General features: G+C 66.3%; 18 protein-coding genes and 1 rRNA gene. 7 read left to right on the forward strand and 12 right to left on the reverse strand.

The annotated features are described in order from the left end of the window. Window positions 1–44 precede the first annotated feature (44 nt). The 6 genes from CBY09_RS15185 to argS all read right to left on the reverse strand — a co-directional run bounded on the left by CBY09_RS15185 (window position 45) and on the right by argS (window position 6,313). A complete protein-coding gene (locus CBY09_RS15185) occupies window positions 45–1,628 on the reverse strand; it encodes an RNA polymerase factor sigma-54 (protein WP_094290417.1) in 1,584 nt (527 codons plus the stop codon). Beyond that, entirely contained in the window at window positions 1,628–2,410 is a 783-nt protein-coding gene (lptB, locus tag CBY09_RS15190; RefSeq protein ID WP_094290418.1) for an LPS export ABC transporter ATP-binding protein, read from the reverse strand. Before lptB ends, CBY09_RS15185 begins: the two co-directional genes overlap by 1 nt. Then, entirely contained in the window at window positions 2,407–3,063 is a 657-nt protein-coding gene (gene lptA / locus CBY09_RS15195; RefSeq protein WP_094290419.1) for a lipopolysaccharide transport periplasmic protein LptA, read from the reverse strand. Before lptA ends, lptB begins: the two co-directional genes overlap by 4 nt. 135 nt (window positions 3,064–3,198) lie before the next feature. Then, window positions 3,199–3,846, reverse strand: a complete 648-nt coding sequence (locus tag CBY09_RS15200) for a thiol:disulfide interchange protein DsbA/DsbL (protein ID WP_094290420.1) — start codon at window positions 3,844–3,846, stop codon at window positions 3,199–3,201. Between the two features lie 79 nt (window positions 3,847–3,925). After that, window positions 3,926–4,588, reverse strand: coding sequence for an SPOR domain-containing protein (locus tag CBY09_RS15205; protein WP_094290421.1), 663 nt, complete (start codon window positions 4,586–4,588; stop codon window positions 3,926–3,928). 15 nt (window positions 4,589–4,603) lie between these two features. Continuing rightward, a complete protein-coding gene (gene argS, locus CBY09_RS15210) occupies window positions 4,604–6,313 on the reverse strand; it encodes an arginine--tRNA ligase (RefSeq protein WP_094290422.1) in 1,710 nt (569 codons plus the stop codon). Window positions 6,314–6,531: 218 nt separating this feature from the next. Here argS and CBY09_RS15215 point away from each other — a divergent pair, with 218 nt between their 5' ends. Next, entirely contained in the window at window positions 6,532–6,876 is a 345-nt protein-coding gene (locus CBY09_RS15215) for a PsiF family protein (RefSeq protein WP_094290423.1), read from the forward strand. Window positions 6,877–6,972: 96 nt separating this feature from the next. Here the strand turns inward: CBY09_RS15215 and CBY09_RS15220 are convergent, their stop codons facing one another. Together CBY09_RS15220 and CBY09_RS15225 are read right to left on the reverse strand one after the other, a co-directional pair. Further along, window positions 6,973–7,419 carry a DUF2214 family protein gene (locus CBY09_RS15220; RefSeq protein ID WP_063462309.1) on the reverse strand — a complete coding sequence of 149 codons (447 nt, stop codon included), beginning with the start codon at window positions 7,417–7,419 and terminating at the stop codon, window positions 6,973–6,975. Window positions 7,420–7,583: 164 nt separating this feature from the next. Then, window positions 7,584–8,975, reverse strand: coding sequence for a dicarboxylate/amino acid:cation symporter (locus CBY09_RS15225; RefSeq protein WP_094290424.1), 1,392 nt, complete (start codon window positions 8,973–8,975; stop codon window positions 7,584–7,586). Between the two features lie 239 nt (window positions 8,976–9,214). On the opposite strand from CBY09_RS15225, the gene CBY09_RS15230 reads away from it, so the two are divergent. Continuing rightward, window positions 9,215–11,896 (forward strand): hybrid sensor histidine kinase/response regulator, encoded by a 2,682-nt coding sequence (locus CBY09_RS15230; protein ID WP_094290425.1) that lies wholly within the window; start codon window positions 9,215–9,217, stop codon window positions 11,894–11,896. Between the two features lie 128 nt (window positions 11,897–12,024). On the opposite strand, the gene CBY09_RS15235 is transcribed toward CBY09_RS15230, so the two are convergent. From CBY09_RS15235 to CBY09_RS15245, 3 genes are all read right to left on the reverse strand, one after another. Next, window positions 12,025–12,672: a response regulator gene (locus CBY09_RS15235; RefSeq protein WP_094290426.1), complete on the reverse strand. Its 648-nt coding sequence runs from the start codon at window positions 12,670–12,672 to the stop codon at window positions 12,025–12,027. Between the two features lie 165 nt (window positions 12,673–12,837). Continuing rightward, window positions 12,838–13,761 carry a LysR family transcriptional regulator gene (locus CBY09_RS15240; RefSeq protein ID WP_094290427.1) on the reverse strand — a complete coding sequence of 308 codons (924 nt, stop codon included), beginning with the start codon at window positions 13,759–13,761 and terminating at the stop codon, window positions 12,838–12,840. 143 nt (window positions 13,762–13,904) lie between these two features. Continuing rightward, window positions 13,905–15,830 (reverse strand): acyl CoA:acetate/3-ketoacid CoA transferase, encoded by a 1,926-nt coding sequence (locus CBY09_RS15245; RefSeq protein ID WP_094290428.1) that lies wholly within the window; start codon window positions 15,828–15,830, stop codon window positions 13,905–13,907. A 227-nt stretch (window positions 15,831–16,057) separates the two neighbouring features. Here CBY09_RS15245 and CBY09_RS15250 point away from each other — a divergent pair, with 227 nt between their 5' ends. The 5 genes from CBY09_RS15250 (at window position 16,058) to CBY09_RS15270 (ending at window position 21,427) form a co-directional block, all read left to right on the forward strand. Further along, window positions 16,058–18,268 (forward strand): malate synthase G, encoded by a 2,211-nt coding sequence (locus CBY09_RS15250; RefSeq protein WP_094290429.1) that lies wholly within the window; start codon window positions 16,058–16,060, stop codon window positions 18,266–18,268. A 269-nt stretch (window positions 18,269–18,537) separates the two neighbouring features. After that, window positions 18,538–18,783, forward strand: coding sequence for a cysteine-rich CWC family protein (locus tag CBY09_RS15255; RefSeq protein ID WP_094290430.1), 246 nt, complete (start codon window positions 18,538–18,540; stop codon window positions 18,781–18,783). A 40-nt stretch (window positions 18,784–18,823) separates the two neighbouring features. Further along, window positions 18,824–19,012 carry a 4-oxalocrotonate tautomerase gene (locus CBY09_RS15260; RefSeq protein ID WP_063462131.1) on the forward strand — a complete coding sequence of 63 codons (189 nt, stop codon included), beginning with the start codon at window positions 18,824–18,826 and terminating at the stop codon, window positions 19,010–19,012. 99 nt (window positions 19,013–19,111) lie between these two features. Beyond that, complete coding sequence (locus tag CBY09_RS15265; protein WP_094290431.1) at window positions 19,112–20,569, forward strand: DHA2 family efflux MFS transporter permease subunit; 1,458 nt, start codon at window positions 19,112–19,114, stop codon at window positions 20,567–20,569. Between the two features lie 90 nt (window positions 20,570–20,659). Then, the gene (locus CBY09_RS15270) at window positions 20,660–21,427 is read left to right on the forward strand and encodes a class II glutamine amidotransferase (RefSeq protein WP_094290432.1); all 768 of its coding nucleotides are present in this window, start codon (window positions 20,660–20,662) and stop codon (window positions 21,425–21,427) included. A gap of 277 nt (window positions 21,428–21,704) precedes the next feature. Here CBY09_RS15270 and rrf read toward each other — a convergent pair. Further along, window positions 21,705–21,792 (reverse strand): 5S ribosomal RNA (gene rrf, locus CBY09_RS15275); the annotation flags it as partial.

Below are 21,792 nucleotides of genomic sequence, written 5' to 3' on the forward strand. Positions count from 1 at the left end.
AGCGGGCGTTCGGGCAGCCCTCGCGCCCTAAAACGCGTTGAGCGCTACAGCGCCTTGCGCAAATTCGCCGGCGCAATCTTGAGCGCCTCGCGGTACTTGGCCACGGTGCGGCGTGCGCATTCAATGCCCTGCTCCTTGAGCATCTCGGCGATCTGGCTGTCCGACAGCGGCTTGGTGGGGTTCTCTGCCGACACGAACTGCTTGATCAGTGCGCGCACAGCGGTGCTGGACGCATTGCCACCGGTCTCGGTGCCCAGGCCAGAGCCAAAGAAGTACTTCAGCTCGTAGGTGCCGATCGGCGTGGCCATGTACTTGGCGGTGGTCACGCGGCTGATCGTGGATTCGTGCAGGCCCAGTTCGTCGGCAATGTCGCGCAGCACCAACGGGCGCATGGCCAGTTCGCCGTGGGTGAAGAAGCTCTTCTGCCGCTCGACGATGGCGCGCGAGACGCGCAGGATGGTGTCAAAGCGCTGCTGGATGTTCTTGATGAACCAGCGCGCCTCCTGCAGCCGCTGCTGCATGCCCTGGTGGCCTTCGCCGCCCTTGTGGCCGCGCAGCGCGCCGGCGTAGATGTCGTGCACACGCAGGCGGGGCATCACGTCGGGGTTGAGCTGAACGATGAAGTTGTGCTGGCCGTCCCGCCCGTTGGCACGCCCGGCTTTGCGCACGATCACGTCGGGCACGATGATGTTGCGCTCCACATCGACGAACTTGCGGCCGGGGCGCGGCTCCAGACGGGCGATCAGCGCCATGGCAGCGCGGGTGCGCTCTTCGCCGTCGCCACAGAGCTGGGTCAGGCGGCGGATGTCGCGGCGGGCCAGCATCTCCAGCGGTTGCTGGCAGATGGTGAGTGCCGTCTTGACGGTGTCGGGGTCGGCCTCTTCGTCGGCGTCCAGCGCCTTGAGCTGCAGCGTGAGGCATTCGGCCAGGTTGCGCGCGCCCACGCCCGTGGGCTCCAGGCTTTGCAGCAGGCGCAGCGCCACGGTAAAGCGGTGCACCAGCTCTTCGATCTGCTCCAGGTCATCCGGCCCGGCCAGGGCGACGGCGAGTTCTTCGAGCGGCTCTTCGAGGTAGCCGTCGTCGTTCAGGGATTCGATCAGGAAGCGCAGCGCGGCACAGTCCACCTCGGACAGGCGCAGCGACAGGGCCTGGCGGTGCAAAAAAGCGGTGAGCGATTCATGCGAGCGGGCCAGTTCGGTGGCATCAGCGTCGTCGCCTTCCGCATCGTTGCGGGTGCGGGCCGGGGCGTCGCCGCCCCATTCGGCGTCGTTGGGCGCCATCTCGACCGTGCCGTCGCCGCTCCAGTCGGGTTCGTCGGCGCCAGGGCCTGGCGTTTCGGCATCATTTGGGCCTTCTGCGCCCGCTGCGCTTGCGCTTGTAGCTCCTGAAAATATAGCATCATCAGCGCTGTATTCGTCGGCTTGCGCGGGGGCGTCGGCGGTTTCCAGGCCAAACTCCTCGCGCGGCGCCTCTTCGGCTGTGCGTTCGAGGAACGGGTTCTCGTCGAGCATCTGCTCGACTTCCTGCGAGAGTTCGAGCGTGGACAGCTGCAGCAGCCGGATGGACTGCTGGAGCTGGGGGGTCAGTGCAAGGTGCTGCGAGACGCGCAGCGACAGGCCAGGCTTCATCACATGCGGAAATGTTCGCCCAGATACACCCGGCGCACTTCGGCGTTGTCCACGATCTCGGACGGCGTGCCCTGCGCCAGCACGCGGCCATCGCTGATGATGAAGGCGTGATCGCAGATGCCCAGGGTTTCGCGCACGTTGTGGTCGGTGATGAGCACACCAATGCCGCGCGCCTTGAGGAAACCGATGATGCGCTGGATCTCGATCACGGCGATGGGGTCGATGCCTGCAAAGGGCTCGTCCAGCAGGATGAAGCGCGGCTGTGTGGCCAGGGCGCGGGCGATCTCCACCCGACGGCGCTCGCCACCGGACAGGGCCATCGCGGGCGAGGCGCGCAGGTGCTGCACGCGCAGCTCTTCCAGCAAGGCCGTCAGGCGCTCTTCGATGGCCTCGCGCGAGAGCGGCTGGCCGTCGTCGCCTCGCTGCAGCTCCAGCACGGCGCGCACGTTTTCTTCGACCGTGAGCTTGCGGAAAATCGAGGCTTCCTGCGGCAGGTACGACAGCCCCAGCCGCGAGCGGCGGTGGATGGGCATGTGGGCCACCGAATGGCCGTCGATGCGGATATCGCCCGCATCGCTGCGCACCAGGCCCACGATCATGTAGAACGAGGTGGTCTTGCCCGCGCCGTTGGGGCCAAGCAAGCCCACGACCTCGCCTTTTTGCACGACCAGCGACACGTCCTTGACGACCTTGCGGCTGCCGTACGACTTGGCCAGGTGCTGCACCTCCAGGCGGCTGCCGGCCTGGGTGTCAGGGCCGGGATGAACGGGCACCGCGCTCACTTGGAGCCGCCACCAAGGCTGTTGCTGGGGCGCAGCACGGGTGCGGCGCCAGGTGCGGCGGGCGCAGGCGCTGCAGCACCAGCGGGCGGGTCCTTGGGCGCCAGCACCGCGCGCACGCGGTTGCCGGGGGCCGGGGCATCGCCTGCCGCATTGGCGGCGGGGGCACGCTGGCCGTCCACGGTGAACACGTCGGTGAGGTTGTTGTAGACGATCACGGCACCGGTGATCTCATCGCTGAGTGCGGCACCCCGGTAGCGGCGCAGCTCGGCGCGGGTGATGAAACGCACGTTGTCGGCCTTGCCGTCGTACTCGATGACTTCGCTTTCGCCTTCGATGTACTCGTCGGGCGCGCCAGGCAGCGTGTCGCGCTTCTGGCGGAAGAAGGCGCGTTTGCCCGCCTCGGCCGTGACCACGCCAAACTGGTAGCCATCGGCATCCTGGCGCACATCCAGCCGCGCGCCGCGCAGAACGATTGTGCCCTTGGTCATGACCACGCGCCCCGAGAACACGCTGGTCTGCTTGAGTTCATCGTGGCGCAACGCGTCGGCCTCGATGTTCATGGGCTTGGCGCGGTCGGCTTTTTCAGCGTGGGCCACGCCATGAAGGCAGGCCAAGGCCGCGAGCAGGAGGGTCGGAAGGAGGCGGTGGTTCATAGGGCACGAATCTTGCAGTTCATTGTAGCCATCCCCAAACGCCCTCCATGAAGAAAGCCCGCTGATGCGGGCTTTCTTCATGTGGTATCCAGGGCCTTTGGCGCGTTGCAACCTGCGCCCAGGGCGGCCCGGGGCTTACTTTTGCTTGACCAGCGCTTCCACGACCTGCAGCACGTTCTGCATGTTGCCGGCCATGGTGCCGTCCGTGTAGAACTTGCCCGCTACGCCCATGGAGGGCACGCCTTCCACGCCATACGCGTCCTGCAGCTGCGAGGCGCGGCGGACCTGGTTGGAGACGGTGAACGATGCATAGACTTCCTTGAACTTGGCGGCATCTACACCCTGCTGGGCCACCCAGGCAAAAATCTCGTCGTCCTTGGCGAGCTTGACCTTTTCCACATGGATCGCGCGGAACACCTTGGCGTGCAGGGCTTCGAGCTTGCCCATGCCTTCCAGGGTGTAGAACAGCTTTTGCTGGGGCACGAAGCTGGCATTGAAGGCCACAGGCACGCGGCGGATGAAAAGATCCTTGGGCGCTGCCTTGACCCAGGCGTCCAGCGTGGGTTCGAACACATTGCAGTGGGGGCAGCTGTACCAGAAGAACTCGATCACATCGACCTTGCCGGCCGGTGCATCGGGCGTCACGGGCTTGTCCAGCCGCTTGTAGTCCTTGCCCTCCTTGAACTGGCGGGCCTGGGCCAGCGCAGAGGTGGCGACGGGCAGCGTCAGGGCGGAAGCGGCGACTGCCGAGGCAGCGGACAAAGAAAACTCACGGCGTTTCATGGCAAAGACTCTCCTAGTTCAGGTCTGGGGGATGGGAGCCATGCCCCCGCAAAAAGTTCAGCGCCCGAAGTCTGACGCATCAGCGCTGCACGCGCACCAGCGCCGATTCCAGCCCGGCGCCATCGAGCTTCTCCTTGAGCTGCTCGGCATCGTCGCGCTTGGTGAACGGGCCCACCCGCACGCGGAACACCGCCCGGCCATTTTGCTCACGCTCGCTCACGCGGGCTTCCCAGCCCATCATGGCCAGCTTGGCGCGCTGGGCGTCGGCATCGGCCTGGGTACGGAAGGCCCCGGCCTGCACAAAGTAGTCGAACGGGTCCACATTGCCCTTGGCGGCGGCCTTGGCCACGGCCAGGTCACCCAGCGGGTCGGCACCTGGCTTGGATTCGGCCTTGGCGGCCTCGGGCTTGCTGGCGCCGGGCTTGGGGGCAGATGCCGCAGCCCGCACCTCGGGTGCGGGCGATGCGGGCGTGGTGGCCGAAGCGGGCGCAGACGCCGCAGCCGCCACGGCGGGTGTGGCAGGCCGGGCCGGGTTCTTGCCATACAACGGCGAGTTCGGGTCCCAGTTCTTGTTCTTCTGCGACTCGGCGGCATCCATGTCGGCCGTGCGCCCGCCGCCCTTGTTCAGAAAAGGCACCGGCACCTTGGTCACATACACGGCCACCGCCAGCGCAGCGCCCAGGCCCACGATGACGCCGACGATAAAGCCGACAATGGTCCCGCCCGTCTGTTGCTTTTTCATATTGGTAGTAACTGCTTACATTCTGGCTGGAGCTGACACGCCCAGCACGGCCAGGCCATTGTGCAATACCTGGGCGGTGGCAGCGACCAGCGCCAGGCGCGCTTTCTTCACCACTTCATCGTCCACCAGGATGCGCTCGGCATCGTAATAGCTGTGGTAGCTGGCAGCCAGGTCACGCAGGTAGAAGGTCACGTCGTGGGGGGCCTCGCCGTCGGCGGCAGCGGTCAGCATCTCGGGGTATTTGGCCAGCTGCAGCATCAGCGCCTGGGCCTGCGGGCCTTCCAGCGCCGACAGGTCCACGTCCTTAAGCGCAGCCACATCACCCCCACCCGCCTCTTGCCACGCCCGCAGCACCGACTGGATGCGCGCGTGGGCGTACTGCACGTAGTACACCGGGTTGTCGTTGTTCTGGGCCACGGCCAGGTCCACGTCGAAGGTGTACTCGGTGTCGGGCTTGCGGCTGAGGAGGAAGAAGCGCACCGCATCCTTGCTGGTCCACTCGATCAGGTCACGCAGGGTGACGTAGCTGCCCGCGCGTTTGCTGATCTTGACCTCTTCGCCACCCTTGACCACGCGCACCATGGTGTGCAGCACGTAGTCGGGGTAGCCCTGCGGAATGCCGACGTCGGCCGCCTGCAGCCCGGCGCGCACGCGGGCGATGGTGCCGTGGTGGTCCGTGCCCTGGATGTTGACGACTTTGGTGAAGCCACGCTCCCACTTGGCGATGTGGTAGGCCACATCCGGCACGAAGTAGGTGAAGGAGCCGTCCTGCTTGCGCATGACGCGGTCCTTGTCGTCGCCGTAGTCGGTGGACTTGAGCCACAGCGCGCCGTCCTGCTCATAGGTCTTGCCGTTGGCGACGAGCTTGTTCACCGTGGCCTCGACGCGGCCACTGGTGTACAGGCTCGATTCGAGGTAGTACTCGTCGAACTGGAGGTTGAAAGCCTGCAGGTCCTTGTCCTGCTCGTTGCGCAGGTAGGCCACTGCAAACTGGCGGATGTTGTCGTAGTCGTCCACATCGCCATTGGCCGTGAACTCGCGGTCATCGGCCTTGACGGTGGCCTTGGCCTTGAAGGCCTCGGCAATGTCGGCGATGTAGTCGCCGTTGTAGAAGTTCTTGGCCAGCGGGTTATCGCTGTCGGTGGGCCAGCAATCGTCGCCGGGCTTGAAGCCCTTGGCGCGCAACTGCGTGCTTTTTGTGAGCGTGTCGATCTGCACACCCGCGTCGTTGTAATAGAACTCGCGGTGCACCTTCCAGCCCTGGGTGCTGAACAGGTTGCAGATCGCATCGCCCAGCGCCGCCTGGCGGCCGTGGCCCACGTGCAGCGGGCCCGTGGGGTTGGCCGAGACAAACTCGACCAGCACCTGCTGACCGTTGCTCGCCTGGTAGCCAAAGCGTTCGCCCGCAGCCAGCACCTCGCGCACCACTTCCTGCTTGGCGGCGGGTTGGAGGCGGATGTTCAGAAAACCCGGGCCCGCGATTTCAATGGCGGACACCCAGCGCTGGAAAGCAGGCGTGGCTTCGAGCGCGGTTTTGAGCTGCTCGCCCAGAGCGCGGGGGTTGAGCTTGAGCGGCTTGGCCAGCTGCATGGCGGCCGTGCAGGCAAAGTCGCCATGCGCCGCCACCTTGGGGGATTCAAAGGCCGCCTTGGCGCCAGCGCCGGGGGAGAGGATGTCCAGCTCGGCCGCAAGCGCGGCCAGCAGATCGTGTTTGACAGAAAGCATCGGGGGATTTTACGGGCCGGGCCGCACCCGCCCCGGCGGGCAGGCGCAAGGCGCACTTGCCCAGCACCCAGCCCCTTGCCCCGCGCAGCCAGGACGCAACAGATTGTCAGGAATTCTTTCCACCCGTATCGGCGAGTCAGCCGCGCGCGCTTCCGGTACGTTGTAATCGGGCAATCCGACGCAGGTTGCGTCTGATGCCATCTACCAACGGAGCCCCCATGAAGAAGCTTCTCACCCTGTCTGCCCTCAGCCTGGTCCTTTCGTTCGGCGCTGCGCACGCTGCCGACACCCCCGCCAAAGCGGCCGCCGCCGCTCCTGCGGCCACGGCGGCCTCTGCCGCACCGGCGGCAGAACCTACCAAGCAGCAATCCAAAATGGCCACCTGCAACAAGGAAGCGGGCGACATGAAGGGCGACGAGCGCAAGGCCTTCATGAAAACCTGCCTGAGCAACAAGCCCGCCACGCAGCAAGACAAGATGAAGACCTGCAACGCCGACGCCTCGGCCAAGACCCTCAAGGGCGATGAGCGCAAGGCCTTCATGAGCGAATGCCTGAAGAAGTAAAGCGGCCACACACCTTGCGCCCCGACACAGGGGCGCAGAAGTAAAAGAGCCCGCAGACCACCGGCCTGCGGGCTTTTACTTTTTGGACGCCCGGGCTTACCAGCCGCGCGCCCAGAACACCGCAATCACCGCCACCACGGGCAGCACATGCGACTGGATCATCACCAGGCGGCGCACCTTGGCCACCTCGTGCGCGGGCGGCAAGGCCCCCGTGCTGTGCAGGTTCTGGCGCCAGCGGCGAAACGCAGCCGAGGGCACAAACGACAGCAGGACCATGGCCAGCACGATCGTGATCTTGATATGGAACAAGGGCTGCGACAGGTACCACGAGGCCCCTTTCACCCCCCAGATCACCCGCGCCAGACCGCTGCCGATCATCACCGCCCCCGCCACGCCATAGATCACATCCAGCCGGGCCAGGCGCTCAACCACGGCGGCGTTGAGCCATTCGATGCGGCACAGCGCCGCCTGGCTCGACAAGAAGACCACAAAGGTCAGGATGGCCAGAAGGTGCAGGGCGGCCAGAACAGCTTCGAGGGTCATGGTCAGTTTCCTTGGGACTTGGTTGCGCATCGTGATTCCGACAGGCAATCAGGGAAGATCAGCCGCCATTGTCCATGGTGGCCCAAGGTGCGCCTGCCAAAAGAAAAACGGCGCACGCCATGGGGCCTGCGCCGTACCGAGCGAAATCCTGCCTAACCGGCGGATCAGGCCACCGTGCGGGCCACCGCCCCCACCGGCACATCCGCAGGCACCACCGGCACATCCGCAGGCACCACCGGAGCAGCGGCAGCCGGCACAGCAGCGGGCAGCGGGTGGCCGTTGAGTGCGGCGTCCAGACGTTCACGGTCCAGTGCGTTTTCCCAGCGCGACACCACCACGGTGGCGACTGCGTTGCCGATGAAGTTGGTCAGCGAGCGGCATTCGCTCATGAAGCGGTCCACACCCAGGATCAGCGCCATGCCGGCTACCGGCACTTCAGGCACCACGGCCAGCGTGGCGGCCAGGGTGATGAAGCCCGCGCCCGTCACGCCCGCTGCGCCCTTGGACGACAGCATGGCGACGAGCAGCAGCGCCACCTGGTGACCCAGCGTCAGTTCGGTGTTCGTGGCTTGGGCGATGAACAGCGCGGCCAGCGTCATGTAGATGTTGGTGCCGTCCAGGTTGAAGGAGTAGCCCGTGGGCACCACCAGGCCCACCACCGACTTGCTGCAACCGGCCTTTTCCATCTTTTCCATCAGCGAGGGCAAGGCGGATTCAGACGACGAGGTGCCCAGCACCAGCATCAGCTCGGCCTTGAGGTAGCGGCACAGTTTGAACACCGAGAAGCCACACAGGCGCGCCACAAAGCCCAAGATCACCACCACAAAGAGCAGCGAGGTGATGTAGAACGAGCCCACCAGCCAGGCCAGGTTGACCAGCGAGCCCAGGCCAAACTTGCCAATGGTGAACGCCATGGCGCCAAACGCACCCAGGGGCGCGGCCTTCATCACGATGCCCACCACTTTGAACACAGGCGTCGTCAGCGCGTCCAGAAAATTCAGCACCGGACGGCCCGCTTCACCCACCATGGCCAGACCAATGCCGAACAGCACGGCCACCAGCAGCACCTGCAGGATGTTGTCGCCCACAAACGGGCTCACCAGCGTCTTGGGGATGATGTCGAGCGCAAAGCCCGTGAGCGTCATCTCGTGCGACTTGGCCACATAGCCCTTCACAGCCGTCTGGTCCAGGTCGGCCACGTTGATGTTCATGCCCGCGCCGGGCTGCACCACGTTGGCCACCACCAGGCCCACCACCAGCGCCAGCGTGGAGAAGAACAGGAAGTACGCCATGGCCTTGCCGAACACGCGGCCCACGGTGGAAAGCTGCGACATGCCCGCGATGCCGGTCACGATGGTCAAAAAGATCACCGGCGCGATGATCATCTTCACCAGCTTGATGAACGCATCGCCCAGCGGCTTGAGCGCTTCGCCATAAGCGGGCTCAAAATGGCCCAGCAACACGCCCAGGACGATGGCGAGCACCACCTGGAAATACAGTTGGCGGTAAAACGGCAGCCGCACGGGGTGCGCGGTGGGGGCTGAAATGGCGTGCATGGGATGTCTCCTGAAATCACGGGGCTGCACCAGCGGGGTGCAGCCGGTGCGCGTTGAGGGTGCCGTTTGTACCGCTGCACTTTGTTTCAGCCGATAACCTATTGGTATTAGTCGCCCGGCGCCCCAGAGGAGAGCATCCGCGCACCATCAGGGTAATTACTTAGCCTCGGGAGCCCCCAGACCGGGTGCGGCACACTCCCCACCTGCACCAGACTGGCTCCAGAACCCCGCTTTTTCCCATGCCCACGCCCCGCCTTCGCCAGTTCTGGACGCTGCTGATCCTGCTAACAGGCACCGCGGCCAGCATGTTTGCGGCAGGCCAGTGGGCCTGGCACCGGTCCTTGCTGGACGAGAGCGAGAGCGTGCAACGCCAGCTGACCCTGTACGGGCAGACGCTGGCCCAGCGCATCGACCGCTACCGCACCCTGCCCGAGGTGCTGGCGCTGGATGCGCAGCTGCAAGACGCCCTGCGCCGCCCCCTGAGCACCGACGAGGTGGCGCAGCTCAACCGCAAGCTGGAGCAGGCCAACGGCGCCAGCCAGTCGTCCACCCTCACCCTGCTCAACCGCGATGGGCTGGCCGTGGCCGCCAGCAACTGGCGCACGGCCACCAGCAACGTGGGTGTGGACTACAGCTTTCGCCCCTATGTGCAGCAGGCGCTGGCCCAGGGACGCGGCAGCTTCTACGGCATTGGCGTGACCACGGGCGAGCCAGGCTACTTCCTGTCGCAGGCCATCCGCGACGACAGCGGCCACATCCTGGGCCTGGTGGCCATCAAGATTGCGCTGCAGGAGCTGGAGCGCGAATGGCTGCAGACACCCGACATTGTGCTGGCGTCGGACGCGCATGGCGTGGTCTTCCTGGCCAGCCAGGACGCCTGGCGCTACCGCCTCCTGGAGCCGCTGGACGACGAAGAGCGCCGCGAGCTGAACGCCACCCGGCAATACTCCGACCAGCCCCTGCGCCCGCTCGACGTCCGCGAAGACGACCGCCTGGACAACGGCGGGCGGCTGGTGCGTGTGCAACCTTCCGCCGACATGCCCGCCCCGCCCGGACGCATGCTGTGGCTGAGCCAGCCCCTGCCCGGCACGCCCTGGCAATTGCACCTGGTGCACACCACCCACAGCAGCATTGCTGACAGCCGCTGGGCGGCCGCAGCCGGGGGCGGCGGCTGGCTGGCCCTGTCGCTGCTGGTGCTGTTTGTGCGCCAGCGCCAGCGCCTGGCCCGCCTGCGCCAGCGCAGCCGCCAGGAGCTGGAGACCGTGCTGCAACAGCACGCGCAGGAGTTGCGCACCGCGCAGGACGGCATCGTGCAAGCCGCCCAGCAAGCCGCCCAACAAACGGACACGGGCCTCTCCCGCAGCCTGGAGCACCTGCCCCAGGGCGTCGTCATCATCGACGCCGAGCTGAAGCTGGTGGCGTGGAACTCGCGCTATGTGCAGCTGTTCCGCTACCCCGCCGACCTGATGCAGGTGGGCCGCCCCATTGAAGACCTGATGCGCCACAACGCGCGCCGGGGCCTGCTGGGCCCGGGCCCGGTGGAAGAAGCCATCGAACGCCGCCTGGCCCACCTGCGCAGCGGCACCCCCCACCTGCACGAAAGCGCCAAGGACGACGGCACGGTGCTGGAGATCCGGGGCAACCCGCTGCCCGAAGGCGGCTTTGTGACCAGCTACGCCGACATCACCAGCTACAAGAACGCCGCACGCGAGCTGCGATCGCTGGCCGACGCGCTGGAGCAGCGCGTGGCCGACCGCACCCGCGACCTGGACGCCGCGCGGCGCGAGGCCGAGCAGGCCAACCGCTCCAAGACCCGCTTTGTGGCCGCCGCCGTGCACGACCTGCTGCAGCCCCTGAACGCCGCGCGCATGTTCACCTCGCTGCTGCGCAGCCATCTGCCAGGCGACGCCGAACGGCACGCCGTGGACAGCATCGACGGCGCCCTGGCCGCGCAGGACGCCATTCTCAACAGCCTGCTCGACATCTCGCGCATGGAGTCAGGCCAGTTCGACGTGCACATCCACGACGTGGCGCTGGGGCCGCTGCTGCAAGTGCTAGGCCACAACTTTGGCGTGCTGGCCGAAAGCCAGGGCCTGCAACTGTGCTGCGTGCCCACCCGCGCCGTGGTGCGCACCGACGACAACCTGCTGCGCCGCATCCTGCAGAACTTTGTCTCCAACGCCATCCGCTACAGCCGGCATGGGCGCATCGTGGTGGGCTGCCGCAGGGTGGGCAATGACCACCTGCGCATCGAAGTGCATGACCAGGGCCCCGGCATCCCCGAGGCGCTGCAGCGTGAAATTTTCGAAGAATTCCGCCGCCTGGACGAAGGCCGTGCCGACGACCGGGGCGCAGGCCTGGGCCTGGCCATCGTCGAACGCCTGGGCCGCCTTCTAGGGCACGAGATCGGCCTGCGCTCGCAACTGGGGCGCGGCAGCGTGTTCTGGGTGTGTGTGCCGCTGGGCAACCCGGCGGCTGTGCAGCAGGCTGCCGCCGCCCCTGCCACCACACAGCTACCCGCCGACGATGCCCCCCTGCAAGGCAGCAGCGCCTGGGTGATTGAGGACGACGGCCCCACCTGCGCCGCCACCCAAGCCCTGCTGCAGCGCTGGGGCTGCGCAGTGCCACTGGCCGGTGGCGCACCCGAAGCGCTGGCCGCAGCCCAACCCGGCCAGGCGCCCCAGCTGGTGCTGCTGGACGTGCACCTGGGCAGCCACCACCATGGCCCCGATGTCTACACGGAGCTGTGCCAGCGCTGGGGCCAGGCCCCCGCCGTGATCCTGGTTACCGCCGAACGTGACGCCACCCTGCGCCGCCAGGCCGCCGAACGCGGCTGGGGCTTTCTGGCCAAGCCGGTGCGGGCCCCCGCGCTGCGGGCGCTGGTGAGCCAGACATTGCTGAGACAGGGAGCATCCCCCTGAGCCGCTGCGCGGCGTCTCGCGCATCGTGCTACGCCCGGTTTGAGAGGCTTCGCTCGTCGCTACACTTTTAGTAGCTACCAGCGCTTGATGAATGGGCGACAGCGGCCGTTTTGATGCAGATCTCAACCTCAGGAAGACACGCCGTCTTCCGTCTCCAGGCTCTTGACCAGCACCGCCGCCTGCGTGCGGCTGTAGCACGCGAGCTTTTTCAGGATGGCGGTGACATGCACCTTCACCGTGTTCTCGGCCAGGCCCAGCGTGGCCGCGATCTGTTTGTTGAGCAGGCCATCGGCCAGGCACAGCAGCACGCGGAACTGCTGGGGCGTGAGCTGCGCCAAGCGCGCGGCCAGCTCGGCGTCGGCCTCGGAGCGCTCGGCCGCCATGGGCGGGAACCAGCTGCCGCCGTCCAGCACGGCCTGAATCGCATCCCCCATGGCCTCGGCGGGGGCAGACTTAGGGATGAAGCCGGCCGCACCAAACTGCTGGGCGCGGCGGATGACGCGGGGGTGGTCGTTGGACGAGATGATGACCACGGGCAGCTCGGGGTATTCGCCGCGCACATGCAGCAGGGCCGAGAAGCCGCGCGTGCCGGGCATGCTCAGGTCCAGCAGCACCAGCTCGACCTCGGGGTGGTCCTGCAGCGCCTGGCCCAGGGTGGCGGCGCTGGCGGCCTCCAGCGTGCGGAACTGGGGCAGGCGCTCGCGCAGCACGTGCAGCACGGCCGCACGGAACAGCGGGTGGTCGTCAGCGACGAGAAGCGTGGGCGCGGAGGACATGGAGTGCGCAGTCTGCCACGGGGAGCCGTCACCCTGCACCACAGGTCGCCCGACCGCCAGCCACCGAGTGGGGCGCGGCCCGGCGAGCGCCACCGTGGAGCCGGCTTTGCCGGGCCACCAGAGGCGTCCCCCTCAGGGGGATGGCGCGAAGCGCCTCAGGGGGAGTCATTCGCCTTTCCAGAACGCGGGCTGTGCGTACTGGTGCTTGAGGTGCTCGATCCACAGCCGCACGCGCAGCGGCAGGTGTTTGCGCTGGGGGAAGACCACGTAGATGCCGTTGGGCGGTGCGGCAAAGTCCTCCAGCACCGCGACCAGTCGGCCTGCGGCGATCTCGGCCTCGACCTCCCAGGTGCTGCGCCAGGCAATGCCCCAGCCGCCCAGGCACCAGTCGTGCAGCACCTGGCCGTCGGAGCAGTCGAGCGGCCCGCCGGGCTTGAGGTGCATGACCTCGGTGGAGCCATCCGCATGCGGCACTCTGAACGCCCAGCCGCGCGTCTGCGATGCGTCGCTGGAGAGCGTGAGGCAGTCGTGCTGGACCAGCTCGGCCGGGGCGCGCGGGGTGCCGCGCCGCGCCAGGTATTCGGGCGTGGCCACGCACAGACGGCGGTTGTCGGCAATGCGCACGCTCACCAGCGACGAATCGGGCAGGTCGCCCACGCGCACGGCGCAGTCAAAGCCTTCGCCCGCCAGGTCCACCACGCGGTCGCTAAGGTTGAGGGAGATGGTCACGTCGGGGTGCGCGGAGCGAAAGCGCGGCACCAGCGGCGCCACATGGCGGCGGCCAAAACCGGCGGGCGCGGTGATGCGCAGATGGCCCGTGGCCTTGACGCCGCCTTCCGACACGCTGGCTTCGGCATTGGCCACGTCGGCCAGCAGGCGCTGGCAGTCTTCCAGAAACGCGCTGCCCTCGTGCGTGAGGCTGATGCGGCGGGTGGTGCGCACCAGCAACTTCACGCCCAGGTGTTCTTCGAGCGCGTCGAGCCGCCGCCCCATGATGGCGGGCGCCACGCCCTCGGCCTTGGCGGCTGCGGTGAGGCTGCCGCGCGTGGCCACCGATACAAAGGATTCGAAGGCCTTGAGTTTGTCCATGGGCGGTGATTATGGAGACATCCAAGCGGGTGCCTGCACCCGGCCGCTGCAGCGCGGCGGCGCCCGGTGGCTGAAAAAATGGAAGCAAAAACAGGCCCTTGCGCGCGACCAGATTGCCTTTATAGCTATTATTAATATAGCAATCAGGTCAATCGGGACTTGAGGAACCCCACGGTGCCATAGCGTTTGACCTCGGTGTAGAGGTCGCGCGTGAGGCCCTGCACCATGGCGGTGTAGGCATCGGCCAGATCGGGCGCGATGGTGAAGTGGTCGTAGTTCACGATCACCGCCACGCGTTCGCCCCGCGTGGCGAGCGGGGCCAGCAGGTGGCGCACCTCCTGCTCGATGGCGGCGATGGTGCTGGCGGTGGTGATCTGCAGGCCCGAGAAGTCGATGTGCAGCAGTTGGCGTGCGGCGTCCAGCTCGAAGCGCTGCGCCAGCGGGCGGTTGAGCAGCTGCTCGCGCAAGCCCAGCGGGCCGGGCTCGAACAGGCGCATATCCATGGTCTGCAAACCAGGGCTGATGCGCGGCGTGAAGGACATGTGGGCGAGCACGTCGCGGTGCAGGTCGATGCCGGGGGCCAGCTCGATCAGCTCCAGCGCGCCGCTGCCGTCCTCCTCGCCGGAGGGCACCAGGCGGAACACGCAGCGCTCGGTCACATACAACACGCGCTGGCCGCGCCGCAGCGCCTCGGCGCCGCTGAAGGTGCGGTGCTCGACCTCGCGCACCAGCTTGCGCGCGCCGCCCTCGTGCAGGATGTGCAGGTGGCCGTCCACCGCCTCGACCTGCAGATCGCCCGCCGTGAAGGTGCCGACAAACACCACGGTCTTGGCGTTCTGGCTGATGTTGATGAATCCGCCCGCCCCCGCCAGGCGCGGGCCGAACTTGCTCACGTTGAGGTTGCCGTGCTGGTCGGCCTGCGCCAGGCCCAGGATGGCGATGTCGAGGCCGCCGCCGTCGTAGAAATCGAACTGGTTGGGCTGGTCGATGATGGCCTGCGGGTTCACGGCCGCGCCAAAGTTCAGCCCGCCTGCGGGGATGCCACCGATCACGCCGGGCTCGGCCGTGAGCGTGACCAGGTCGATGATGCGCTCTTCGGCCGCGACGTTGGCCACGCCCTCGGGCATGCCGATCCCCAGGTTCACCACCTGGTGCGGGCGCAGCTCCAGCGCCGCGCGGCGGGCGATGATCTTGCGCTCGGTGAGCAGCATCGCGTCCAGCGTGTCCATGGGCACGCGCAGCTCGCCCGCAAACGCGGCGCTGTAGGGCTCGGCAAAGGTCTGGTGGTGGTGCGCGGGCTCGGTGGCCAGCACCACGGCATCTACCAATACGCCGGGCACCTTCACCTGCCGGGGGTTGAGCGTGCCGCGCTCGGCGATGCGCTCGACCTGCGCAATGACCACACCGCCCGAGTTGCGCGCGGCCATGGCAATCGCCAGCGCTTCGAGCGTGAGCGCCTCGCGCTCCATGGTGAGGTTGCCGTCGGCGTCGGCCGTGGTGGCGCGGATGATGCCCACGTGGATCGGAAAGGCCTTGTAGAACAGGTAGTCCTGCCCGTCGATGGGCAGGATGCGCACCAGGTCTTCGGTGGTGCGCGCATTGAGCTTGCCGCCGCCGTGGCGCGGGTCCACAAAGGTGTCCAGGCCCACGCGCGTGAGCGTGCCGGGCTTGCCCGCCGCGATGTCGCGAAACAAATGCGTGATCACGCCCTGAGGCAGGTTCCAGGCCTCGATCTGGTTGTCCACCGCCAGCTTTTGGATGCGTGGCACCAGGCTCCAGTGCCCGCCGATCACCCGCTTGAGCAGGCCCGCATGGCCCAGGTGGTTGAGGCCCCGCTGCTTGCCATCGCCCTGCCCTGCGGCGTAGACCAGCGTGAGATCACGTGGGGTTTGCGTCGATTCCCAGCGCTGGGCCAGCGCCACTGCAATGCTCTCGGCAAAGCCGATGCCCACAAAGCCGCCCGTGGCCACGGTGTCGCCGTCGTGGATGAGCTGCACCGCGTCGGCGGCGCTGACGATCTTGTTCTTGTAGGCAGCGTTCAGCGCGCTGGTGGCCAGGGGTGCCTGCATGGGGTTGTCTCCCGATGATGGTTGTGCGCGCAGCGTAGTGGCTAATGGGCGCCAGCACCACTACGGACGACTACGGATGGTGTGGGGTCCATACCGCCCACCACTTTTGCTTAAAAGTCACTGGTTTAGAGATTTTCAGCGTATTTATGTGTGCAGATATTTGCAATACAGTCTGTGCATCATCGCTTCGTAGCGGCTTTTTTTCCTCTTTTTCAGCGAGCTTTTCCATGACCGACCGCACCCCCATCCACGGCCTGCAAGTGGCCACCTCCCTGTTCCGCTTTGTCGAAGACAAGGTGCTGCCCGGCACGGGCGTGGGCAGCGAAGCGTTCTGGAAAGGCTTTGACGCCATCGTGGCCGACCTGGCCCCGCGCAACATCGCCCTGCTGGCCGAGCGCGACCGCCTGCAGACCGAGCTGGACACCTGGCACAAGGCCAACCCCGGCCCCATCAAGGACATGGTGGCCTACCGCAGCTTTCTGGAAAAGATCGGCTACCTGGTGCCCCAGCCTGCCGATGTGAAGGCCACCACCGCCAACGTGGACGACGAGTTGGCCACCCAGGCCGGCCCGCAGCTGGTGGTGCCCATCCTGAATGCACGCTATGCACTCAACGCCGCCAACGCGCGCTGGGGCAGCCTGTATGACGCGCTCTATGGCACCGATGCCATCAGCGAAGAAGGTGGCGCCGAAAAGGGCAAGGGCTACAACCCCGTGCGCGGCGCCAAGGTGATCGCCTTTGCACGCCAGGTGCTGGACGACACGGCGCCGCTGGCCAGCGGTTCGCACAAGGATTCGACCGGCTACCGCGTCGAAGGCGGCCAGTTGGTGGTGGCGCTCGCCAATGGCAGCACCACGGGCCTGAAGGACGCTTCGCAGTTCAAGGGCTACCAGGGCAATGCCGCCGCACCCTCGTCGGTGCTGCTGCAGCACAACGGCCTGCACCTGGACATCCAGATCGACCGCAGCACGCCCATCGGCCAGTCCGATGCCGCGGGCGTGAGCGACCTGGTGCTGGAAGCGGCCCTGTCCACCATCCTGGACCTGGAAGACTCCGTGGCTGCCGTGGACGCTGAAGACAAGGTACTGGGCTACAGCAACTGGCTGGGCATCATCCAGGCCACGCTGACCGAGCAGGTCGCCAAGGGCGGCAAGACCTTCACGCGCGGACTGAACCCTGACCGTGTTTACACGGCCCCCCAAGGTGGCGAAGTGCGCCTGCATGGCCGCTCGCTCATGTTCCTGCGCAATGTGGGCCACCTGATGACGAACCCGGCCATCCTGTGGACCGACGCGCAGGGCACGCAGCGCGAGATCCCCGAAGGCATCATGGATGCAGTGGTCACAACGGCTATCGCATTGCACGACCTGCAAGGCCATGGCGCCAACGGAATCCGCAACTCCCGCAAGGGCAGCGTCTACATCGTCAAGCCCAAGATGCACGGCCCCGCCGAAGTCGGCTTTGCCGCCGAGCTGTTTGGCCGCGTCGAGAAGCTGCTGGGCCTGCCCGACAGCACCGTCAAGCTGGGCATCATGGACGAAGAGCGTCGCACGTCCGTCAACCTCAAGGCCTGCATCGCCGCCGCATCGAGCCGCGTGGCGTTCATCAACACGGGCTTCCTGGACCGCACGGGCGACGAGATGCACACCGCCATGCACGCTGGCCCCATGGTGCGCAAGGGCGACATGAAGACCAGCGCCTGGATCCAGTCGTACGAGAAGAACAATGTGCTGGTGGGCCTCTCCTGCGGCCTGCGCGGCAAGGCGCAGATCGGCAAGGGCATGTGGGCCATGCCCGACCTGATGGCCGAGATGCTCAAGCAGAAGATCGCCCACCCCAAGGCGGGCGCCAACACCGCCTGGGTGCCCAGCCCCACGGGCGCGACGCTGCATGCGCTGCACTACCACCAGGTGAAGGTGAGCGACATCCAGATTGAGCTGGAAAAAACCGACGTGAACGCCGAGCGCGACAACCTGCTGACCGGCCTGCTGACCGTGCCCGTGGCCGCTGCCCCGAACTGGAGCGACGCCGAAAAGCAGCAAGAGCTGGACAACAACGCCCAGGGCATCCTGGGCTATGTCGTGCGCTGGGTGGACCAGGGCGTGGGCTGCTCCAAGGTGCCCGACATCCACAACGTGGGCCTGATGGAAGACCGCGCCACGCTGCGCATCAGCAGCCAGCACATGGCCAACTGGCTGCACCATGGCGTGGTGACCGAAGCCCAGGTGCGCGAGACCTTCGAGCGCATGGCCGCCGTGGTGGACCAGCAAAACGCGGGTGACCCGCTGTACCAGCCCATGGCCGGACACTTTGACACCAGCATGGCCTACAAGGCGGCCTGCGACCTAGTCTTCAAGGGCATGGAGCAGCCCAGCGGCTACACCGAGCCGCTGCTGCACGCCTGGCGCCTGAAGCTGAAGGCCGCACAAGCCGCCTGATACGGCGCCTGCGGAGGCTCGTGGTGAGCGCCCCGGTGGGCGCCATCGCGGGGCATTGCCGCGTATTGCTATTCATTTAATAGCTGCTAGCGCACTACCAACGGGCGCAAGCAGCTCTTTTTTTGCCATTTTCTTTCAACCGGTCGCCGCAGCGCAGCGCACAGCGCCTCGCCGGGAAGAGTTGGGTGGGGCCGCCTGGCGACGAGGCCGCTTCGTCCTGTGCACATCGCCGTACACTGGTTGCCCCACGCTGCGACCGGCCCGGCGCCATGTCCACCCCACCCCTTTCCAGCCCGTCCCGCTGCCCGCTGTGCGGCGGACCCAACCAATGCGCCATGGCAGCAGGCCGCCCACCAGAAAGCTGCTGGTGCATGACCCAGCCCATCGCACCGGCCGCCCTGGCAGCCGTGCCCGAGGCGCAACGGGGCCAGGCCTGCGTCTGCCCGGCCTGCGGCACGCCCTCCAACAACGATCAGCAACCCTTTGCACGCCCATCTGGGCCTGCGCCGATATGATTTCCGCTTTTTGCGGCGATACGCCCTGAAGGAGTCTGACATGCCCACGTACCACGTTGAAATGATGGAAGGCCGCACGGTCGAACAAAAGCGCAAGCTGGTGGAAGAGATCACCCGCGTGAGCGTCGAGGTTCTGGGCGGCTCGCCTGAGTCGGTGGACATCCTGATCACCGATGTGAAGCGCGAAAACTGGGCCACCGGCGGCAAGCTGTGGCTGGAACGCAGCTGACCTGAAGCACGGCCTGGCCGTGTGAGGCGACAACCCCACGGCCGCATTGCATCCCTGCCCCCTGGGCCCTTTTCACCCGTTGCGCACAGTGACCCACCCATGACAGCCGCTCCCGGCTCCCTGTCGGTGCTGAGAGAGCGCTATGGCGAGCGCTACCGCTGGCTGCTTTTGCTCTCGGTCATGGTGGGGACCATGGCGTCGATCATGTCCTCCACCATCGTGAATGTGGCCATCCCGGACATGAGCCACTACTTCACCCTGGGCCAGGAGCGCGCCCAATGGGTCACCTCGGGGTTCATGGTGGCCACCACGGTCTCCATGCTCACCACGCCCTGGCTGCTGTCGCGCTACGGCTACCGCGCCACTTATGTGGGCGCCATGCTGGTGTTGCTGCTGGGGGGCGTGGGCGGCGGCCTCGCGCAGGACTTCGGCCTGGTGCTGGCCGCGCGGGTTGCCGAGGGCCTGGCCGCCGGTGTCGTGCAGCCCATTCCCGCCGTCATCATTCTCTACGCCTTCCAGCCACATGAACAAGGCCGCGCCAGTGGCATCTTTGGCATGGGGGTCGTGCTGGCACCTGCGATCGGGCCCAGCATCGGGGGCCTGCTGGTGGACTGGTTTGGCTGGCGCTCCATCTTCTTCATGGTTGTACCGTTGTGCCTGGCCTCGATCTGGCTGGCCTACAAGTTTGTGCCCGTCACGGCGCCCGGCGGGGTGGAGGCCAACCGCCAGGGCGAGCCGCTGGACTGGCGCGGTCTGCTGTTGGGCACCGTGGGCACGCTGTGCCTGCTCAATGGGCTGGTGTCGCTGCATGGCGGCTCCATGGCCGAGGCCATTGCGCTGTTGCTGTGCGCCGCCTGTGCGGTCGGTGCATTCGTTGCCTGGCAGCAGCGGCTGATCCACCAGGGCCGCAAGCCCTTGATGGACTTGCGGCTGTTCCAGTACCGGCAATTTGCCATGGGCAGCGTGGTGGCCTTCATCTATGGCACCGCCCTGTTCGGGTCCACCTACCTGCTGCCGGTGTTCATGCAGCTGGGGCTGGAATTGTCAGCGTCGCATGTGGGCACACTCATGCTGCCTGCCGGATTTGTGCTGGCAGCCACCATCGCCGTGGTAGGTCGGCTTGCAGACCGCCAGCCCACGCATCTTCTGGTCAGCACCGGGTTGGGCCTGCTGGCGCTTTCTTTTGGACTCATGGTGTGTGTGGGCCTGGGTTCTCCCCTTTGGATGTTGGTGGCTTTTGCGATCCTGGGACGCATCGGGCTGGGCTTCATCCTGCCCTCACTCAACCTCGGTGCCATGCGCCCGCTGGACAAGTCACTGATCTCCCAAGGTTCCAGCGCCATTGGTTTCCTGCGCATGCTGGGCGGTGCTGCGGGCGTGAGCCTGTGTGGCATCGTGCTGGAATGGCGGCTGCTTGCCCATGGCGCGTCGCTGGCCGCTGGTGGCAGCAATCCGGCCCGCATCGCCGCCTTTGGTGAAACCTTCTTGATGCTGACTTCTCTGTGCCTGCTGGCTTTGGTGGCCGCTTGGCAACTGCGCGAGGCCAAGCCCCGCTGAACGGCAGACAACCGTCTCTCTGCCAGCGGCGGTCCGGCTTCAGGCATCATCTATCGCCCCACACGACACCCTAGAAACGGAACTCCCGCCATGTGCCAACTGCTCGGCATGAACTGCAATGTCCCCACCGATGTGACCTTCAGCTTCACGGGGTTTGCACAACGCGGCGGTAAAACCGACCACCACAGCGACGGCTGGGGAATTGCTTTTTTCGAAGACAAGGGCCTGCGGCATTTTGTGGACCACCAGGCGGCGGTGGACTCTCCTGTGGCAGAGCTGATCCGTCGCTACCCGATCAAAAGCAAGAACGTCATCGCCCACATCCGCAAGGCCACGCAGGGCGTGGTCAGTTTGCAGAATTGCCACCCGTTCGTGCGGGAGCTGTGGGGGCGTTACTGGGTGTTTGCCCACAACGGAGACCTCAAGGATTTTCGCCCCCGCCTGCACTCGCACTTCCGCCCCGTGGGCGATACCGATAGCGAACATGCGTTCTGCTGGCTCATGCAGGAGCTGGCGAAGTCGCACGCCACGGTGCCGTCCGTTCCCGAGCTGACCTTGACGCTGAAGGAGTTGGCGGCCCGGATCCGCCCGCACGGCACGTTCAATTTTTTGTTGTCCAACGGTCAGGCCCTGTGGGCACACGCGTCCACCAACCTGTACTACATCGAAAGACGCTATCCGTTTGGGTCCGCGCAACTGAGCGACGAAGACCTGGCGCTGGATTTTTCTCAAGAGACGAATGAGAAAGACGAAGTGGCCGTGATCGTGACCAGCCCGCTGACGACTAACGAGCAGTGGACTGCGTTTGGCCAGGGCGAACTGCTGGTGTTCGAGCAGGGGCGGCGGGTATCGGTCTGAGTCGTCCGTGGAGAGTTACCACGTTTTTTGGCGTGTACTGGCATGTGGAACGCCTGTTGAGGCATCTGATGCCATCACCATCCGCCCCCAACGGCAACCGCCCCGATGGGCTCACTCAGTAGATATTGGCATGGGCTGGGGCACGTACACCATCGGCAACACCCGGTAGTCACCGTGCATTGTGTCGATCAATGCAGCTTGATTGCTGTGAGGCGCGCACCCCAAAGCAAAACGCCCTTCTACTCGATTGAGCAGAAGGGCGGTTTGGGCTGTAAGAGCCTGACGATGACCTACTTTCACACGGGAACCCGCACTATCATCGGCGCAAAGTCGTTTCACTGTCCTGTTCGGGATGGGAAGGTGTG

This window comes from Acidovorax kalamii (assembly GCF_002245625.1).
Lineage (GTDB): Bacteria > Pseudomonadota > Gammaproteobacteria > Burkholderiales > Burkholderiaceae_C > Acidovorax > Acidovorax kalamii.

What these genes read in the sequence shown, in the direction of transcription:
- CBY09_RS15230 (WP_094290425.1), top strand. Translation starts at nt 9,215, where the DNA reads ATGCCCACGCCCCGCCTTCGCCAGTTCTGGACGCTGCTGATCCTGCTA.
- CBY09_RS15235 (WP_094290426.1), bottom strand. Translation starts at nt 12,672, where the DNA reads ATGTCCTCCGCGCCCACGCTTCTCGTCGCTGACGACCACCCGCTGTTC.
- CBY09_RS15220 (WP_063462309.1), bottom strand. Translation starts at nt 7,419, where the DNA reads ATGACCCTCGAAGCTGTTCTGGCCGCCCTGCACCTTCTGGCCATCCTG.
- CBY09_RS15225 (WP_094290424.1), bottom strand. Translation starts at nt 8,975, where the DNA reads ATGCACGCCATTTCAGCCCCCACCGCGCACCCCGTGCGGCTGCCGTTT.
- CBY09_RS15255 (WP_094290430.1), top strand. Translation starts at nt 18,538, where the DNA reads ATGTCCACCCCACCCCTTTCCAGCCCGTCCCGCTGCCCGCTGTGCGGC.
- CBY09_RS15245 (WP_094290428.1), bottom strand. Translation starts at nt 15,830, where the DNA reads ATGCAGGCACCCCTGGCCACCAGCGCGCTGAACGCTGCCTACAAGAAC.
- CBY09_RS15205 (WP_094290421.1), bottom strand. Translation starts at nt 4,588, where the DNA reads ATGAAAAAGCAACAGACGGGCGGGACCATTGTCGGCTTTATCGTCGGC.
- CBY09_RS15265 (WP_094290431.1), top strand. Translation starts at nt 19,112, where the DNA reads ATGACAGCCGCTCCCGGCTCCCTGTCGGTGCTGAGAGAGCGCTATGGC.
- lptA (WP_094290419.1), bottom strand. Translation starts at nt 3,063, where the DNA reads ATGAACCACCGCCTCCTTCCGACCCTCCTGCTCGCGGCCTTGGCCTGC.
- CBY09_RS15200 (WP_094290420.1), bottom strand. Translation starts at nt 3,846, where the DNA reads ATGAAACGCCGTGAGTTTTCTTTGTCCGCTGCCTCGGCAGTCGCCGCT.
- argS (WP_094290422.1), bottom strand. Translation starts at nt 6,313, where the DNA reads ATGCTTTCTGTCAAACACGATCTGCTGGCCGCGCTTGCGGCCGAGCTG.
- CBY09_RS15215 (WP_094290423.1), top strand. Translation starts at nt 6,532, where the DNA reads ATGAAGAAGCTTCTCACCCTGTCTGCCCTCAGCCTGGTCCTTTCGTTC.
- CBY09_RS15250 (WP_094290429.1), top strand. Translation starts at nt 16,058, where the DNA reads ATGACCGACCGCACCCCCATCCACGGCCTGCAAGTGGCCACCTCCCTG.
- CBY09_RS15240 (WP_094290427.1), bottom strand. Translation starts at nt 13,761, where the DNA reads ATGGACAAACTCAAGGCCTTCGAATCCTTTGTATCGGTGGCCACGCGC.
- CBY09_RS15185 (WP_094290417.1), bottom strand. Translation starts at nt 1,628, where the DNA reads ATGAAGCCTGGCCTGTCGCTGCGCGTCTCGCAGCACCTTGCACTGACC.
- CBY09_RS15260 (WP_063462131.1), top strand. Translation starts at nt 18,824, where the DNA reads ATGCCCACGTACCACGTTGAAATGATGGAAGGCCGCACGGTCGAACAA.
- CBY09_RS15270 (WP_094290432.1), top strand. Translation starts at nt 20,660, where the DNA reads ATGTGCCAACTGCTCGGCATGAACTGCAATGTCCCCACCGATGTGACC.